The 15,741-nt window shown below is 68.5% G+C and carries 9 protein-coding genes; 8 read left to right on the top strand and 1 reads right to left on the bottom strand.

Going from position 1 to position 15,741, the window contains the following annotated elements; genetic code table 11:
• The first annotated feature begins 115 nt into the window (after positions 1–115).
• On the top strand, positions 116–2,830 hold the full coding sequence (gene acnA, locus ACGFZF_RS15275; protein ID WP_393554163.1) for an aconitate hydratase AcnA: 2,715 nt from the start codon (positions 116–118) through the stop codon (positions 2,828–2,830).
• A gap of 62 nt (positions 2,831–2,892) precedes the next feature.
• Here acnA and ACGFZF_RS15280 read toward each other — a convergent pair whose 3' ends face one another.
• The gene (locus ACGFZF_RS15280; protein WP_393554165.1) at positions 2,893–6,714 is read right to left on the bottom strand and encodes a GH92 family glycosyl hydrolase; all 3,822 of its coding nucleotides are present in this window, start codon (positions 6,712–6,714) and stop codon (positions 2,893–2,895) included.
• Positions 6,715–7,136: 422 nt separating this feature from the next.
• Here ACGFZF_RS15280 and ngcE point away from each other — a divergent pair, with 422 nt between their 5' ends.
• From ngcE to ACGFZF_RS15315, 7 genes are all read left to right on the top strand, one after another.
• Positions 7,137–8,582 (top strand): N-acetylglucosamine/diacetylchitobiose ABC transporter substrate-binding protein, encoded by a 1,446-nt coding sequence (gene ngcE / locus ACGFZF_RS15285; protein WP_393554167.1) that lies wholly within the window; start codon positions 7,137–7,139, stop codon positions 8,580–8,582.
• A gap of 115 nt (positions 8,583–8,697) precedes the next feature.
• Positions 8,698–9,627, top strand: coding sequence for a sugar ABC transporter permease (locus ACGFZF_RS15290; protein ID WP_356607533.1), 930 nt, complete (start codon positions 8,698–8,700; stop codon positions 9,625–9,627).
• Positions 9,627–10,568, top strand: a complete 942-nt coding sequence (locus ACGFZF_RS15295; protein ID WP_393554170.1) for a carbohydrate ABC transporter permease — start codon at positions 9,627–9,629, stop codon at positions 10,566–10,568. The genes ACGFZF_RS15290 and ACGFZF_RS15295 overlap by 1 nt, the downstream gene beginning before the upstream one ends.
• A gap of 281 nt (positions 10,569–10,849) precedes the next feature.
• Positions 10,850–12,061: an ROK family transcriptional regulator gene (locus ACGFZF_RS15300; protein ID WP_356607529.1), complete on the top strand. Its 1,212-nt coding sequence runs from the start codon at positions 10,850–10,852 to the stop codon at positions 12,059–12,061.
• A 122-nt stretch (positions 12,062–12,183) separates the two neighbouring features.
• The gene (locus tag ACGFZF_RS15305) at positions 12,184–13,281 is read left to right on the top strand and encodes a substrate-binding domain-containing protein (RefSeq protein ID WP_393554172.1); all 1,098 of its coding nucleotides are present in this window, start codon (positions 12,184–12,186) and stop codon (positions 13,279–13,281) included.
• A 193-nt stretch (positions 13,282–13,474) separates the two neighbouring features.
• Positions 13,475–14,281 (top strand): ATP-binding cassette domain-containing protein, encoded by an 807-nt coding sequence (locus ACGFZF_RS15310; protein ID WP_147980617.1) that lies wholly within the window; start codon positions 13,475–13,477, stop codon positions 14,279–14,281.
• Entirely contained in the window at positions 14,278–15,627 is a 1,350-nt protein-coding gene (locus tag ACGFZF_RS15315; protein ID WP_393554175.1) for a sugar ABC transporter permease, read from the top strand. Before ACGFZF_RS15310 ends, ACGFZF_RS15315 begins: the two co-directional genes overlap by 4 nt.
• Positions 15,628–15,741: the final 114 nt, after the last annotated feature.

Genomic DNA, 15,741 nt, shown 5'->3' on the forward strand with positions numbered 1-15,741 from the left:
ACCGCAGCCGCCCACGCGGTAAGGATTACCTAACTAAGCCTTACCTTAGCGGATCGGCGTGGAGCCGTGGCGGCAGCATGGCGGTAGAACGCGCACATTGATGAAGGAGACTGTCGTGTCGGCGAACAGCTTCGACGCCCGCAGCACGCTGCAGGTGGGCGACGAGTCGTACGAGATCTTCAAGCTGGACAAGGTGGAGGGCTCGGCCCGCCTCCCCTACAGCCTGAAGGTGCTGCTGGAGAACCTGCTCCGCACCGAGGACGGCGCGAACATCACCGCCGACCACATCCGTGCGTTGGGCGGCTGGGACTCGCAGGCTCAGCCGAGCCAGGAGATCCAGTTCACGCCCGCCCGCGTGATCATGCAGGACTTCACCGGCGTGCCCTGTGTCGTCGACCTCGCCACCATGCGTGAGGCCGTCAAGGAGCTCGGTGGCGACCCGGCCAAGATCAACCCGCTCGCCCCGGCCGAGCTGGTCATCGACCACTCCGTCATCGCCGACAAGTTCGGCACGAAGGAAGCCTTCGGCCAGAACGTCGAGCTGGAGTACGGCCGCAACAAGGAGCGCTACCAGTTCCTGCGCTGGGGCCAGACCGCCTTCGACGAGTTCAAGGTCGTCCCGCCCGGCACCGGCATCGTCCACCAGGTCAACATCGAGCACCTGGCCCGTACGGTCATGGTCCGCAACGGCCAGGCGTACCCCGACACCCTCGTCGGCACCGACTCGCACACCACCATGGTCAACGGCCTCGGCGTGCTCGGCTGGGGCGTCGGCGGCATCGAGGCCGAGGCCGCGATGCTCGGCCAGCCGGTCTCGATGCTCATCCCGCGCGTCGTCGGCTTCAAGCTGACCGGTGAGCTCACCCCCGGCACCACCGCCACCGACCTCGTCCTCACGATCACCGAGATGCTGCGCAAGCACGGCGTCGTCGGCAAGTTCGTCGAGTTCTACGGTGAGGGTGTCGCCGCGACCTCCCTGGCCAACCGCGCCACCATCGGCAACATGTCGCCGGAGTTCGGCTCCACCGCCGCGATCTTCCCGATCGACGGCGAGACGCTGAACTACCTCAAGCTCACCGGCCGCTCCGAGCAGCAGGTCGCGCTCGTCGAGGCGTACGCCAAGGAGCAGGGCCTCTGGCTCGACCCGGCCGCCGAGCCCGACTTCTCCGAGAAGCTGGAGCTCGACCTCTCCACGGTCGTCCCCTCCATCGCCGGCCCGAAGCGCCCGCAGGACCGCATCGTCCTCGCGAACGCCGCGGCGCAGTTCGCCCAGGACGTCCGCAACTACGTCGACACCGCCGACGAGGCGGGCGAGGAGTCCTTCCCGGCCTCCGACTCCCCGGCGCAGACCAACGGCGTCCCGTCGAACCCGGTCCAGGTGACCGCCCCCGACGGCAGCACCTACACGATCGACCACGGCGCCGTCACCGTCGCCGCGATCACCTCCTGCACCAACACGTCGAACCCGTACGTCATGGTCGCCGCCGCGCTCGTCGCGAAGAAGGCCGTGGAGAAGGGCCTGACCCGCAAGCCGTGGGTCAAGACCACCCTCGCCCCGGGCTCGAAGGTCGTCACCGACTACTTCGACAAGGCGGGTCTGACCCCCTACCTCGACAAGGTCGGCTTCAACCTCGTCGGCTACGGCTGCACCACCTGCATCGGCAACTCCGGCCCGCTGCCGGACGAGGTCTCCAAGGCCGTCAACGAGCACGACCTCGCGGTCACCTCGGTCCTCTCCGGCAACCGGAACTTCGAGGGCCGCATCAACCCCGACGTCAAGATGAACTACCTGGCCTCCCCGCCGCTGGTCGTCGCGTACGCCCTCGCGGGTTCCATGAAGGTGGACATCACCAAGGACGCGCTCGGTGTCGACCAGGACGGCAAGCCCGTCCACCTGGCCGACATCTGGCCGACCGAGGCCGAGGTCAACGAGGTCGTGGCCAGCGCCATCGGCGAGGACATGTTCAACAAGTCCTACCAGGACGTCTTCGCGGGCGACGCCCAGTGGCAGGCGCTGCCGATCCCGACCGGCAACACCTTCGAGTGGGACACCGAGTCCACCTACGTCCGCAAGCCCCCTTACTTCGAGGGCATGACGATGGAGACCACCCCGGTCTCCGACATCGTCGGCGCGCGCGTCCTGGCCAAGCTGGGCGACTCGGTCACCACCGACCACATCTCCCCGGCCGGTGCCATCAAGGCCGACACCCCGGCCGGCCAGTACCTCACCGAGCACGGTGTGGAGCGTCGTGACTTCAACTCCTACGGCTCGCGCCGAGGCAACCACGAGGTCATGATCCGCGGCACGTTCGCCAACATCCGCCTGCGCAACCAGATCGCGCCGGGCACCGAGGGCGGCTACACCCGCGACTTCACGAAGGACGACGCCCCGGTGTCGTTCATCTACGACGCCTCGCGCAACTACATCGAGCAGGGCACCCCGCTCGCGATCCTGGCGGGCAAGGAGTACGGCTCCGGCTCGTCCCGCGACTGGGCCGCCAAGGGCACCGCGCTGCTCGGCGTCAAGGCCGTCATCGCCGAGTCGTACGAGCGCATCCACCGCTCGAACCTCATCGGCATGGGCGTCCTGCCGCTGCAGTTCCCGGAGGGCCAGTCGGCCGAGACCCTCGGCCTGACCGGCGAGGAGACCTTCTCCTTCACCGGCGTCGAGGAGCTCAACGACGGCGTCACCCCGCGCACGGTCAAGGTCACCACCGACACCGGTGTCGAGTTCGACGCGGTCGTCCGCATCGACACCCCCGGTGAGGCGGACTACTACCGCAACGGCGGCATCATGCAGTACGTGCTCCGCAACCTGATCCGCGGCTAGTACACGCCGAAAGGGCCCGCACCCCGTCCGGGGGTGCGGGCCCTTTCCGCTGTCACCGGGCGTCAGCCCAGCAGCTCGACCTCCGCCAGCGCGCCGCCCGTACCCGCGGCCACCAGACGGTACTTCGCGTACGAGCCGGGTGCCGCGACCGAGAAGGCCCGGGTCTGGCGGTCCCAGGCGAAGGACTCGTCCGAGCGCCGGTCGAGGTCGGTCCAGGTCGTGCCGTCCGCCGAACCCTGCAGGACCCAGCCGGCCGGGGCCCGGTCCCGGGCGGACGAGGTCAGCGTGTACTGCACCGCACGGACCGGCTTCGCCACCGGCAGCTCCACCGACGCGACGGGCGCCTCCGTGGCCGAGGTGTCGTCGAAGAGCGCGCCCGCCCCGGTCAGCAGGTCCGCACGGGGCGAGGGCACCTTGTCGTCCCGGGTGATGGAGACCGGACCCGCCGCGGCGCCGGTGCCCCAGGACGAGGGCTTCGGACCCATGTCGAAGGTCAGCCGGCCGCCCTTGGCCAGCAGGGCGTGCGGCAGCGCCGTCGAGTCCCAGCGCTTGCCGTTGACCTTCAGGCCCTGGACGTAGACGTTCTCCGCACTGTTCCGCGGCGCCTCCACGACCAGCGTGCGGCCGTTGTCCATCCGCAGCGTCACCTTCTTGAACAGCGGCGAGCCGATCGCGTACTCCCCGCTGCCCATGACCAGCGGGTAGAACCCGAGCGAGGAGAAGAGGTACCAGGCGGACTGCTCGCCGTTGTCCTCGTCGCCGTGGTAACCCTGCCCGATCTCGCTGCCCGTGTAGAGCCGGGAGAGCACCTCGCGGACCTTCTCCTGCGTCTTCCAGGGCTGCCCGGCCGCGTCGTACATGTACGGCACGTGGTGCGCGACCTGGTTCGAGTGCCCGTACATGCCCATCCGGACGTCCCGGGCCTCGGTCATCTCGTGGATGACGCTGCCGTACGAGCCGACGAACTCCGGGCTCGCCGTCTCCGGCGTGGCGAAGTAGGTGTCGAGCTTCTTGCCCAGACCGGCACGTCCGCCGTACAGGTTGGCCAGACCGCGCGAGTCCTGCGGGGCCGTGAAGGCGTAGCCCCAGCCGTTGGTCTCGGTGTAGTCGTAGCCCCAGATCCGCGGGTCGAACTCCGCCGAGGGCACCCGCCAGCCGCCCTTCAGGTCGCGGCCCTGGAAGAAGCCGGCCTCGGAGTCGAAGAGCGACACGTACCTCTGCGCCCGGGAGAGGAAGTAGGCCGCCTCCTCCTGGTACCGCTTCTTGCCGGTCTTCTTGTGCAGCGCCTCGGCCATCTTCGCGATGCCGTAGTCGTTGAGGTAGCCCTCCAGCGACCACGACAGACCCTCGTGGGTCTCGGTCGAGGCGTAGCCGAGGAACGGAGAGGTCTCCATGCCCTTGCGGCCCACGCCGCGGCTCGGCGGCACGACGGTCGCGTTCTTCAGCGCGGCCTCGTACGCCGCCTCCGCGTCGAAGTCCACGCCCTTGACGAACGCGTCGGCGAACGCCACGTCCGAGGAGGTGCCGGTCATCAGGTCGGCGTAGCCGGGGGAGGACCAGCGGGAGATCCAGCCCCCGTCCTTGTACTGCTGGACGAAGCCGTCCACCAGCTCACCGGCCTTGTTCGGGGTGAGGAAGGAGTAGGCGGGCCAGGTCGTGCGGTAGGTGTCCCAGAAGCCGTTGTTGACGTACACCTTCCCGTCCACGATCTTCGCGCCCGTCCGGGTCGGGGTGTCCGGTCCGGTCATGGGGGAGAAGGGGCTGGCGTACTGGAGCTTCGTGCCGACCTTCTCGAAACCGGAGTTGGGGTAGAGGTACAGCCGGTACAGGCTGGAGTAGAGGGTCACCAGCTGGTCGTGGGTCGCCCCCTCCACCCGGACCCGGTCCAGGATCGCGTCCCAGGCGTCCTGCGCCCGCGCCCTCACCCGCTCGAACGAGGTGCCGGCGGGTATCTCGTCCGCGAGGTTCGCCTTCGCCTGGTCGACGGAGATCAGCGAGGTCGCCAGGCGCAGGGTGACCGAGCGGTCGTCGCCCGCGTCGAAGCGGAAGTGGCCCTTCACGCCCTGCGCGGCCGAGGAGGTGACCGGCGCGTCGAAGACGCCGTACACGAACATCCGGGTGGCGCCCGTCGACAGACCGCTCTTCACGTCGGAGTAGCCGGTGAAGGAGCTCGTCGCCGGGTCCAGGGTCAGACCGCCCTCCTCGGTCACGTTGTCGAAGACGACGCTCGCGTCCTGGCCCGGATAGGTGAAGCGCATCGTCGCCGCGTGGTCGGCCGGGGCCAGCTCGGCCTTCAGACCGTTCTCGAAGGTGACGCCGTAGTAGTGCGGCCGGGCCGTCTCCTTCTCGTGGCGGAAGGCGAGGGCCCGCTTGACCCGGTCGGTCTCCGGAGCACCGGCCGCCGCGGACGGCATGACCTGGAAGGTCTGCCGGTCGCCCATCCAGGGGCTCGGCTCGTGGCTGGCGGCGAAGGCCTGGACGGCCGGCAGGTTGTCGGCGTTGTTCCCCCGCGCGTACTCGTACAGCCAGCTCTTCGACGCGGAGTTGGTCACCGGCGTCCAGAAGTTGAAGCCGTGCGGGACCGCCGTCGCGGGGAAGGTGTTGCCCCGCGAGAACGATCCGCTGGAGTTGGTGCCGCGGATCGTGGAGGCGTACTCCGAGAGCCGGTCGAGCTGCTTCTCCGGAGCCCGGGGCCGCAGCGAGACGTCGTCGATCCAGCCCTGGAACTTCGCCGGGCCCTTCGGGGAGTCGTACGCCACCAGGATCCGGTCGACCGTCTTGCCGGCCGCGACCTGGCCGATCCCGGCGGTCACCTGGTTCCACTGGTTGACGTAGAGCCGCTTCGCCGCCCCCTGTCCCTGCGGGGTGAGCAGCCCGCCGTGGGTGTCGGTGGCGCGCAGCCCGCTCAGATACGTGCCGTCGGTGAAGGCCAGGTCCACCGCCACGTTCGTGGCCGGATAGGCGAGGTCCGTCTCCGCCAGCGCCGGGAAGATCCGGTAGGACAGCTCGGTGTTCCGGACGACGGCCGTGTTCACGTCGAAGACCTTGTTGTACGAGTACGCGTGGCCGTCCGCCTTGTGCGTACCGGCGTAGCGCAGCGCCCGCGTGCCCGTGAAACCGGCGTTGGCCTTGGCGGTGGGGGAGCCGCCCGGGCCGCGGTCGACCTGGCTGCGCATCTCCTCGGGGACGGGAACGCTGGTGTCCCCGTTCGAGAACTGAACGTCGGCGAGCTGGGTGAGGCCCGCGCCGGCGTTCTTCGTGATCTCCAGGCGGTAGTGGGCGTACGCCGTGTCGTTCGCGAAGTCGAACGTCCTCGTCTCGAAGCGCTTGGCGAAGGTCTGGCCCTCGCGGCCGTCGAGGACCTTCCACTCCTTGCCGTCCGCCGATCCCTTCAGGGTCCAGTCGCGGGGGTCGCGCTCGGCGGCGTCGTTGGCCGAGGTCAGCGCGTAGGTGACGACCTTGACGGGGGCGTCCAGGTCGAACTCGATCCACGCGGTCGGCTCGAACACCAGCCACTTGGTGCCGCTCTGGAGGTCGACCAGGTTCTCCTTGGTCTCTCCCGAGGCGGCGTTCTCGCCGCTGGCGCGCAGTGTGGTCACCCGGTCGGTGACATTGCCCGGTATTCCACCGGCGAAGCCGCCGTCGACCCCGGACGCCTTCTTCGTGCCGTCCGGTCCGACTTCGATGGTGTTGCGCCAGGTCGGCTGGATTTCATTCGTCTCGAAGGAATTCGAGAACTCCCGTTCCGTCTGGCCCGGTCGGGAGGGAAGCGCGTGGGATGTGGTGGGTGTCGCGGCGACGAGAAGAGCGGCGGTCGCCAGTAGTGCGGCTGCTGGAATGTGTGCCTGTCGAGGTCTCGGTCCGGGGCGAAGTCGGGCCTGCATACCGTGTCGTCACTCCCGCTGCTGTAGTTAGACAACGTTGTCAACTGAAAGGCGCAGGAACCAGTAGGGGTCCAAGTGGTGCCGGGTGTCAAGGGTGTTCACGGCAATCCCGGGGATGAACCGGTGCAGATGAGTCGCGGATATCCCCGAGGTCTCAACTCGGGAAAGACTGCCGCTCAAACCCGCTTTCGATCTTGCTCCGGCGGCGGGAAGTGGACTATACCTGTCGGCGTCCGGGCCAGTCGGGGAGAACGGCGACCGGGCGAGGCACGCACGCACGACGCTGCACCGCGCAGCACTTCGAATGACGACTGCACGACCCAAGCTGCAATGGAATGCGGTGGCGGGGCCCTTCGCCTGAGGCGAGCAGTACGGGCGACCGGTACACCGCCTGAGTCCTGAATGAAGGCGAGGACTTGAGCATGGGATCCACCTCCGCGCACAACCACGAGGGCCTCGGCCGCCGCGATCTGATCAAGCGCTCCGCCGCTCTCGGTCTGATCTCGGTGCCGACGATGAGCTTCCTGTCCGCCTGCGCGAGCAGCGACAGCGGCAGCAACGACAAGGTCGAGAAGGGGACCAAGTCGGACAAGAACCCGCTCGGCGTGAACGAGTCGGCCCCGCTCGACTTCGTCCTCTTCGACGGCGGCTTCGGCCAGCAGTACGCCAAGGACGCGGTCAAGGTCTACGAGACCAACTACCCCAAGGCGAAGGTCAAGTTCGCGGCCACGCAGAAGATCACCACCGAGCTGCAGCCGCGTTTCAACGGCGGCAACCCGCCGGACCTGATCGACAACTCCGGTGCCGAGCAGATGGACATGGGTGTCCTCGTCGGCAAGAAGCAGCTGGCCGACCTGACGCCGCTGCTGGACGCCGCCTCCGTCGACGACCCGACCAAGAAGGTCCGCGACACCCTGCGTCCGGGCATCGTGGAGATGGGCCAGTTCGACGGCGACCCGGTCTGGATCATGTACTACGCGTACACGGTCTACGGCGTCTGGTACTCGCAGAAGGCGCTCGACTCGCTCGACGCCAAGTACCCCGAGACCTGGGACGAGATGCTGGCCGTCTGCGAGAAGGCCAAGAAGAAGGGCATCGCGGGCTGGACCTACGCCGGCAAGCACCCGTACTACATCCCCTTCTCGCTGTACCCGATGATCGCCAAGGTCGGCGGCCGCGAGGTCCTGGACGCCATCGACAACCTGGAGCCGAAGGCCTGGGAGCACCCCGCGGTCAAGGCCTGTTTCGAGGCCTACTACGAGCTCCAGAGGAAGGGCTACATCCTCCAGGGCACCCCGGGCCTCGACCACATCCAGTCGCAGACCGCCTGGACCGAGGGCAAGGCGCTCTTCATCCCGAACGGCTCGTGGGTCGAGAACGAGGCCGCCAAGACCATGCCGGCGGACTTCAACCTCGCCGTCTCGGCGCCGACCGGCATCGACGCGTCCGACAAGATGCCCTTCGGCACCATCTGGGCCTCGGGCGGCGAGCCCTTCATCGTCCCGGCCAAGGCGAAGAACGTCGAGGGCGGCATGGAGCAGCTGCGCATCATGCTCAGCGAGGCGTCCTCGAAGAACTTCACCAAGTCCGTGAAGTCCCTGACCGCGTTCAACGGCGGCACCGACGGCCTCGACCTGACCCCGGGTCTGAAGTCCGGTGTGGCGGCGCTCGACAAGGCCGGCCAGAACGTCGTCAACCCCCGTCTGCAGGACTGGTACGTGGCCCTGCAGAAGGAGAAGATCGGCGTCGCCGGCATCGGCGAGATGATGGCCGGCCGCGCGACCCCGGCCGAGACGATCAAGAAGATCCAGAAGTTCGCCGACGAGGCGGCCAAGGACTCCTCCATCAAGCACTACAAGCACCAGTGAGCTGTGCCGGGGCCCCTTCCCGCCGACCGGGAGCGGGCCCCGGCTCCTTGCGTCCGGCACTCACGCCACGCACGGCACCAGCGGCTTCTCCGCGGGAAGATCGGGGTCGGTAGGAATGCAACACGGCAAGTACCGTTTCATCGTGGGGTTCCTGGCGGTCCCCCTGGCCATGTACGCGTTGTTCGTCATATGGCCCTTCGTCCAGTCCATCTATTACTCGTTCACGGACTGGAGCGGACTCAGCCCCGAATTCCAGATGGTCGGGTTCGACAACTACACCCGGCTGCTGGACGACGACGTCTTCTGGAAATCGCTCCAGCACAGCCTGACCCTCGCGATCGTGCTGCCGCTGGTCACCGTCGGCCTGGCGCTGTTCTTCGCGTTCATGCTCAACGTCGGCGGTCGGCGCCGGAAGGGAGCGGCCGTCGCCGGTGTCCGCGGCTCCTCCTTCTACAAGATCGTCTATTTCTTCCCGCAGGTGCTGTCGATCGCGATCGTCGCGCTCCTCTTCCAGTTCGCGTACAACCCGAACAGCGGCGCGATCAACTCCGTGCTCAAGGGCGTCGGACTCGGCAGCGTCCAGCCGGACTGGCTGGGCGACCCGAACCTCGCCCTCATCTGCGTGATGGTCGTCCTCGTCTGGTCCACGGTCGGCTTCTTCGTGGTCCTCTTCTCCGCGGGCATGGCGTCCATCCCCAGGGACTTCTACGAGGCGGCGCTGCTCGACGGCGCGAACCGGTTCACCACCTTCTTCCGGATCACGCTGCCGCTGCTCTGGGACACCGTGCAGTCCGGCTGGATCTACATGGGCATCCTGGCGCTCGGCGCGGAGTCCTTCGCCGTCGTCCAGATCATGACGGTGGGCCCCAACGGCGGCGGCCCGGACTACTCCACCATCGTCATGCCGCTGTACGTCTACCAGAAGGCCTTCCGGGACGGTCAGGCCGCCTACGCAACAACGATCGGTGTCGCCCTGCTCGTCGTCACGCTGGCCTTCGCGGCGGTCGTGATGCGGTTCGGCCGGCGCGAGCGGCTGGAGTACTGATGAAGACCACCGACACCCCGTCCACCGGAACCGGCGACCTGCCCGGTCCGCGCACCGCCGGCGACGCGCTGGTGAAGAAGGGCGCCGCGCCCGCCCCGCGCAAGGAGGGCAAGCGCGAGGGCGCGACGCTCAACGTCTTCTCCCACGGCGTCCTGATCATCTGGGCGGTCATGGTGGTGATGCCGCTGCTGTGGGCGGTCATGACCTCGTTCAAGACCGACCGGGCGATCTTCACCTCGCCCTGGGCCCTGCCGGACAAGCTGCACTTCGAGAACTGGTCGCGCGCCTGGACCGAGGCGCACATGAGCGACTACTTCCTGAACACCATCCTGGTGGTGGGCGGCTCGCTCGTCGGCACCCTGCTCTTCGGCTCGATGGCGGCCTACGTGCTCGCCCGCTTCGAGTTCCCGGGCAACCGCTTCATCTACTTCCTGTTCATCGGCGGGATGAGCTTCCCGATCATCCTCGCGCTGGTGCCGCTCTTCTACGTCCTGCAGAACATGGCCCTGCTCAACACGCTGCACGGGCTGATCCTGGTGTACATCGCGTACTCGCTGCCGTTCACCGTCTTCTTCCTCACGGCCTTCTTCCGCACCCTGCCGACCTCGGTGGCGGAGGCGGCCTTCGTGGACGGCGCCTCGCACACCCGCACCTTCTTCCAGATCATGCTGCCGATGGCCAAGCCGGGTCTGATCAGCGTCGGCATCTTCAACTTCCTCGGGCAGTGGAACCAGTACCTGCTGCCGACCGTGCTCAACACCGAGCCGGAGCAGAAGGTGCTCTCGCAGGGCCTGGTGCAGCTCGCGGTCAGCCAGGGCTACAAGGGCGACTGGTCCGGACTCTTCGCCGGCCTGGTGATGGCGATGCTGCCGGTGCTCGCCGCGTACATCGTCTTCCAGCGGCAGGTGGTGGCGGGACTCACCGCGGGCGCGGTGAAGTAGCCGCGGGCGCGGGCGCCCGCCCCCCCGAGGCGCCTCCCGGTCAACGGGCGTACGGGTCGAGGCCCCGGCGGACTCTCCGCCGGGGCCTCGACCCGTACGCCCTCGCGGCGTTTCCGGCGCGGCTCATCCGAGCCTTGCCCCGCTCAAGGTCTTGACGGGGAACACCCCGAAAGGCTCCCCTTAGAGTTCACAAGTTGGAGAATGAGCCGGGGTCCACACGGGCGTGCCCCCGGCCGGGGCGGTGCTCGCACCGCCCACCACAGGCGGGAGTGGATGAGTCGATGGAGACTCCGGGGTCGCAGACGTCTCTGCACAGGGCCAATCTCGAACGGGTCGTCCGTGCGGTACGGATGGCCGGTTCGCTCACCCAGGCGGAGATCGCCCGTGCCACGGGCCTGTCGGCCGCCACGGTGTCCAACATCGTGCGGGAGCTGAAGGACGGCGGAACGGTCGAGGTCACGCCGACCTCCGCCGGTGGCCGGCGGGCCCGCAGCGTCTCCCTCTCGGGCGACGCGGGCGTCGTCATCGGGGTCGACTTCGGCCACACCCACCTGCGCGTCGCCGTGGGCAACCTCGCTCACCAGGTGCTCGCCGAGGAGTCGGAGCCACTGGACGTCGACGCCTCCTCGGCCGAGGGCTTCGACCGGGCGGAACAGCTGGTCAAACGCCTCATCGAGGCCACCGGCATCGGCCAGGGCAAGGTCATCGGCGTCGGGCTCGGCGTGCCCGGCCCGATCGACGTCTCCTCCGGCACGCTGGGCTCCACCTCGATCCTGCCGGGCTGGACCGGGATCAACCCCGCCGACGAGCTCTCGGGCCGTCTGGGGGTGCCCGTGTACGTCGACAACGACGCCAATCTCGGCGCCCTGGGCGAGCTGGTCTGGGGCAGCGGCCGGGGGGTCAAGGACCTGGCCTACATCAAGGTGGCCAGCGGTGTCGGCGCCGGTCTGGTGATCGACGGACGCGTCTACCGGGGCCCTGGAGGCACCGCGGGGGAGATCGGGCACATCACCCTCGACGAGTCCGGCCCGGTGTGCCGCTGCGGCAACAGGGGCTGCCTGGAGACCTTCACGGCGGCCCGCTACGTCCTGCCCCTGCTCCAGCCCAGCCACGGGCCCGACCTGACCATGGAGCGGGTCGTCCAGCTGGCGCGGGAGGGTGATCCGGGCTGCCGCCGGGTGGTGGCGGACGTCGGCCGCCATATCGGCAGCGGTATCGCCAACCTCTGCAACCTCCTGAACCCCAGCCGTGTGGTGCTCGGAGGTGATCTGGCGGAGGCCGGCGAGCTGGTGCTCGCACCGATACGCGACTCCGTCTCGCGGTATGCCATCCCCAGCGCCGCACGCCAGCTGTCGCTCGCCCCCGGGGCGCTCGGCGGCCGGGCCGAGGTGCTCGGCGCGCTGGCCCTCGTGCTGAGTGAAATGGGTGATTCGACCCTGTTGGAGAGTGCCCCGCCGGCCTCGTCGCCCGCCTCCAAGCCTGCCTTCACTTAGATAACGAAAGGCACCGTTGTCATCTCGTTAAGAATTTACTTCTTGACGTCGGTGTTGCGGCCGAGTTGACTTCGTGCCACCTCGGCCGCAACGTCGCGGCCTCGTCAGGGAGGCAACCCCACATGAACGCAATGACGCGCCGCATCGTCATAGGCACGGCCGCGGTCTCGATGGCTCTCTCCGTCGCCGCTTGCGGCAAGGCGGGCGACAGCGACTCGGGCAACGGCGGTGGCGACAGCAAGACCATCGGTCTGCTGCTGCCGGAGAACAAGACCACGCGCTACGAGACCTTCGACCGCCCGATCATCGAGGCGAAGATCAAGGCCCTGTGCTCGGACTGCGAGGTCAAGTACAACAACGCCGCGCAGGACACCGAGACGCAGAAGAAGCAGTTCGACGCGCTCGTCACGCAGGGCGTGAAGGTCATCATCCTGGACTCGGTCGACTACAAGGCCACCAAGTCCTGGGTGCAGCAGGCCGAGAAGAAGGGCGTCAAGGTCGTCGCGTACGACCGTCTGGCCGAGGGCCCGATCTCCGCCTACGTCTCGTACGACAACGAGAAGATCGGCCGCCTCCAGGGTGAGGGCCTGGTCGCCGCGCTCGGCGACAAGGCGAAGGACGCCAACGTTGTCATGATCAACGGTTCGCCGACCGACCCGAACGCGCCGCTGTTCAAGAAGGGCGCCCACAGCGTCCTCGACACGGCCGTCAAGAAGGTCGTGTACGAGCAGGACATCCCGGACTGGTCCCCGGACGAGGCCAACAAGAAGATGGGTGCCGCCATCGACTCGCTGGGCAAGACGGGCTTCCAGGGCGTCTACTCGGCGAACGACGGCATGGCCGGCGGCATCATCACCGCCCTCTCCAAGCAGGGCATCAAGGTCCCGGTCGGCGGCCAGGACGCCGAGCTCGCCGGTCTGCAGCGGCTCCTGACGGGCGACCAGTCCTTCACGATCTACAAGCAGATCAAGCCGGAGGCCGAGACCACCGCCGAGATCGCCGTCAAGCTCCTCAAGGGCGAGAAGATCGACGACCTGGTCCCGACCAAGGTCACCAGCCTGACCGGTGAGTTCAAGGACATCCCGGCGAAGCTGTACGACGCCCAGGTCGTGACCAAGGACAAGATCGCCTCCACGATCATCGCCGACGGCGTCTACAAGGCCGCCGACATCTGCACCGCCGAGTACAAGGCGGCCTGCGAGGCGGCGGGCATCAAGTAGCCCGCCCCCCGGCCGGGCCGTCCGGCCCCCACGCGTGTCCCCCCGTGCGCGCGTTCCGGACGGCCCGCCAGAACCGGTCCGGCGTCTCCCGCCCCGTTCAACGCCCCGCAAGCGGGGGCGGGACGCCGGACTTCTCTCGCACCCCGAGTGCTCCCCCTGCACCACCATCCCCGCCGGTCAGGCGGCGAAGGAGATGATTCACGTGTCCGCTACGCCCGTGCTGGCGTTGCGCGGGGTCTCCAAGCGATTCGGCGCCGTCCAGGTGCTCACCGATGTCGAACTGGAGATCCATGCCGGAGAGGTCGTCGCCCTGGTCGGCGACAACGGCGCCGGCAAGTCGACCCTCGTCAAGACGATCTCGGGTGTCCACCCGATCGACGAGGGCACCATCGAGTGGGACGGCCGCCCCGTCCAGATCACCAAGCCGCACGACTCCCAGAACCTCGGAGTCGCGACCGTCTACCAGGATCTGGCGCTCTGCGACAACCTCGACGTCGTCGCCAACCTCTTCCTCGGCAGTGAGCTGCGCTCCGCGTCCGTCCTCGACGAGATCGCGATGGAGAAGCGCGCCAAGGAGCTGCTGGACACCCTGTCCATCCGCATCCCCAGCGTCCGCATCCCCGTCGCCGCCCTCTCCGGCGGACAGCGTCAGGTCGTGGCCATCGCCCGCGCCCTGATCGGCGACCCGAAGGTCGTCATCCTGGACGAGCCCACCGCCGCCCTCGGTGTCGAGCAGACCGCACAGGTGCTCGACCTGGTGGAGCGGCTGCGCGAGCGCGGCCACGGAGTCATCCTCATCAGCCACAACATGGCCGACGTCCGCGCCGTCGCGGACCGCGTCGCCGTGCTCCGCCTCGGCCGCAACAACGGTGACTTCAAGGTCGCCGAGACCAGCCACGAGACGATCATCGCCGCCATCACCGGTGCCACGGACAACGCCGTGACCCGTCGGCAGGCCCGTACGGCCTCGGCAGCGGCCACGAAGGAGGACGCGAAGTGAGCGACCTCGCCAAGACCCCCGAGACGCCCGCCGAGAGCGAGGCGTCCGCCGAGACCGCGACGCCGGCCGAGACCACGGTGCCGGCCCAGGCCGCCCCCGCCGAGGCCGCCGCCCCCATCCCCACCGTCGACCCGCGCCTGCTGGTCCGCCAGGAGGGCTTCAAGGGCTACTGGAGCGAGTTCTCCCGGAAGATCCGCGGCGGTGAGCTGGGCTCGCTGCCCGTCGTCCTGGGCCTGATCGTCATCGCGATCGTCTTCCAGGTGCAGAACAGCAACTTCCTGTCCGCGAGCTCCGTCGCGAACATCGCGGTGTACTCCTCCGGCCTCGGCATCATGGCCGTCGGCATCGTCTTCGTCCTCATCCTGGGCGAGATCGACCTCTCCATGGGTTCGGTCGCGGGCGTCGGCGCCGCCGTCTGGGCGGTGCTCAACGTCACCAACGGCATGAACGACCTGCTCTCCGTGGTCATCGCGGTGGCCTCGGGTCTGCTCATCGGCCTGCTGCACGGCTTCTTCTTCGCCAAGATCGGCGTCCCCGCCTTCGTGGTCACCCTCGCCGGCTTCCTCGGCTGGAGCGGTCTGCAGATCTGGCTCATGGGCAAGGAGGGCTCGATCAACGCGCCCACCGGCTCGATCGTCGAGAACCTCACCGCGTACTACTTCGAGGACAAGGGCGCCGCCTACGGCCTGGCCGCCGTCGCCGTCCTCGCCTACGCCGGCTCGCTGCTGCTCGACGCCAAGCGTCGCAAGGCCGCGGCCCTGCCGTCCCGCCCCACCAGCGAGATCGTGCTCCGCACGGGCGTCGTCGCGATCCTCTGCTTCGTCGTCGCCTACGTCCTGAACGAGCCCGAGGGCGCCCGCGGCCTGCCGCTCGCCCTGGTCCTGTTCGTGGCCGTCCTGGTGATCGCCGACTTCGTCGCCCGTCGCACCCTGTTCGGCCGCAAGGTCTTCGCGGTCGGCGGCAACGCCGAGGCCGCGCGCCGTGCGGGCATCAACGTGGACCGGATCCGGATCCTCGTCTTCGGCCTGTCGGGCATGCTCGCCGCCTTCGGCGGTCTCTTCGTGGCCAGCCTCTCCGGCGGCGCCACCAAGAGCCTGGGCAGCGGCAACACGCTGATGCTGGTCATCGCCGCCGCCGTCATCGGCGGCACCAGCCTCTTCGGCGGCCGCGGCAAGGTCTGGTCCGCGCTCCTGGGCATGATCGTCATCCAGTCGATCCAGCAGGGCCTGAACATGATCGGCATGGCCAACGAGATCCAGTTCATGATCACCGGCGCGGTGCTCCTCGCCGCCGTCGTGATCGACTCGGTCTCCCGCCGCACGCAGAAGACCGCGGGACGCGCGTGACGACGAAGGGCGAACAGCCTTTCGCGTAACGAACCCCACAGTTCCCGGCGCCGCAGAACCGGCGCCGGGAACTGCCGCGTCTGGACCCGTGTACCGCCCCGTAGGCTCGGCGGT

Source organism: Streptomyces sp. NPDC048338 (genome assembly GCF_043201055.1).
GTDB lineage: Bacteria > Actinomycetota > Actinomycetes > Streptomycetales > Streptomycetaceae > Streptomyces.

What these genes read in the sequence shown, in the direction of transcription:
- ACGFZF_RS15280 (WP_393554165.1), bottom strand. Translation starts at nt 6,714, where the DNA reads ATGCAGGCCCGACTTCGCCCCGGACCGAGACCTCGACAGGCACACATT.
- ngcE (WP_393554167.1), top strand. Translation starts at nt 7,137, where the DNA reads ATGGGATCCACCTCCGCGCACAACCACGAGGGCCTCGGCCGCCGCGAT.
- ACGFZF_RS15290 (WP_356607533.1), top strand. Translation starts at nt 8,698, where the DNA reads ATGCAACACGGCAAGTACCGTTTCATCGTGGGGTTCCTGGCGGTCCCC.
- ACGFZF_RS15295 (WP_393554170.1), top strand. Translation starts at nt 9,627, where the DNA reads ATGAAGACCACCGACACCCCGTCCACCGGAACCGGCGACCTGCCCGGT.
- ACGFZF_RS15300 (WP_356607529.1), top strand. Translation starts at nt 10,850, where the DNA reads ATGGAGACTCCGGGGTCGCAGACGTCTCTGCACAGGGCCAATCTCGAA.
- ACGFZF_RS15305 (WP_393554172.1), top strand. Translation starts at nt 12,184, where the DNA reads ATGAACGCAATGACGCGCCGCATCGTCATAGGCACGGCCGCGGTCTCG.
- ACGFZF_RS15310 (WP_147980617.1), top strand. Translation starts at nt 13,475, where the DNA reads ATGATTCACGTGTCCGCTACGCCCGTGCTGGCGTTGCGCGGGGTCTCC.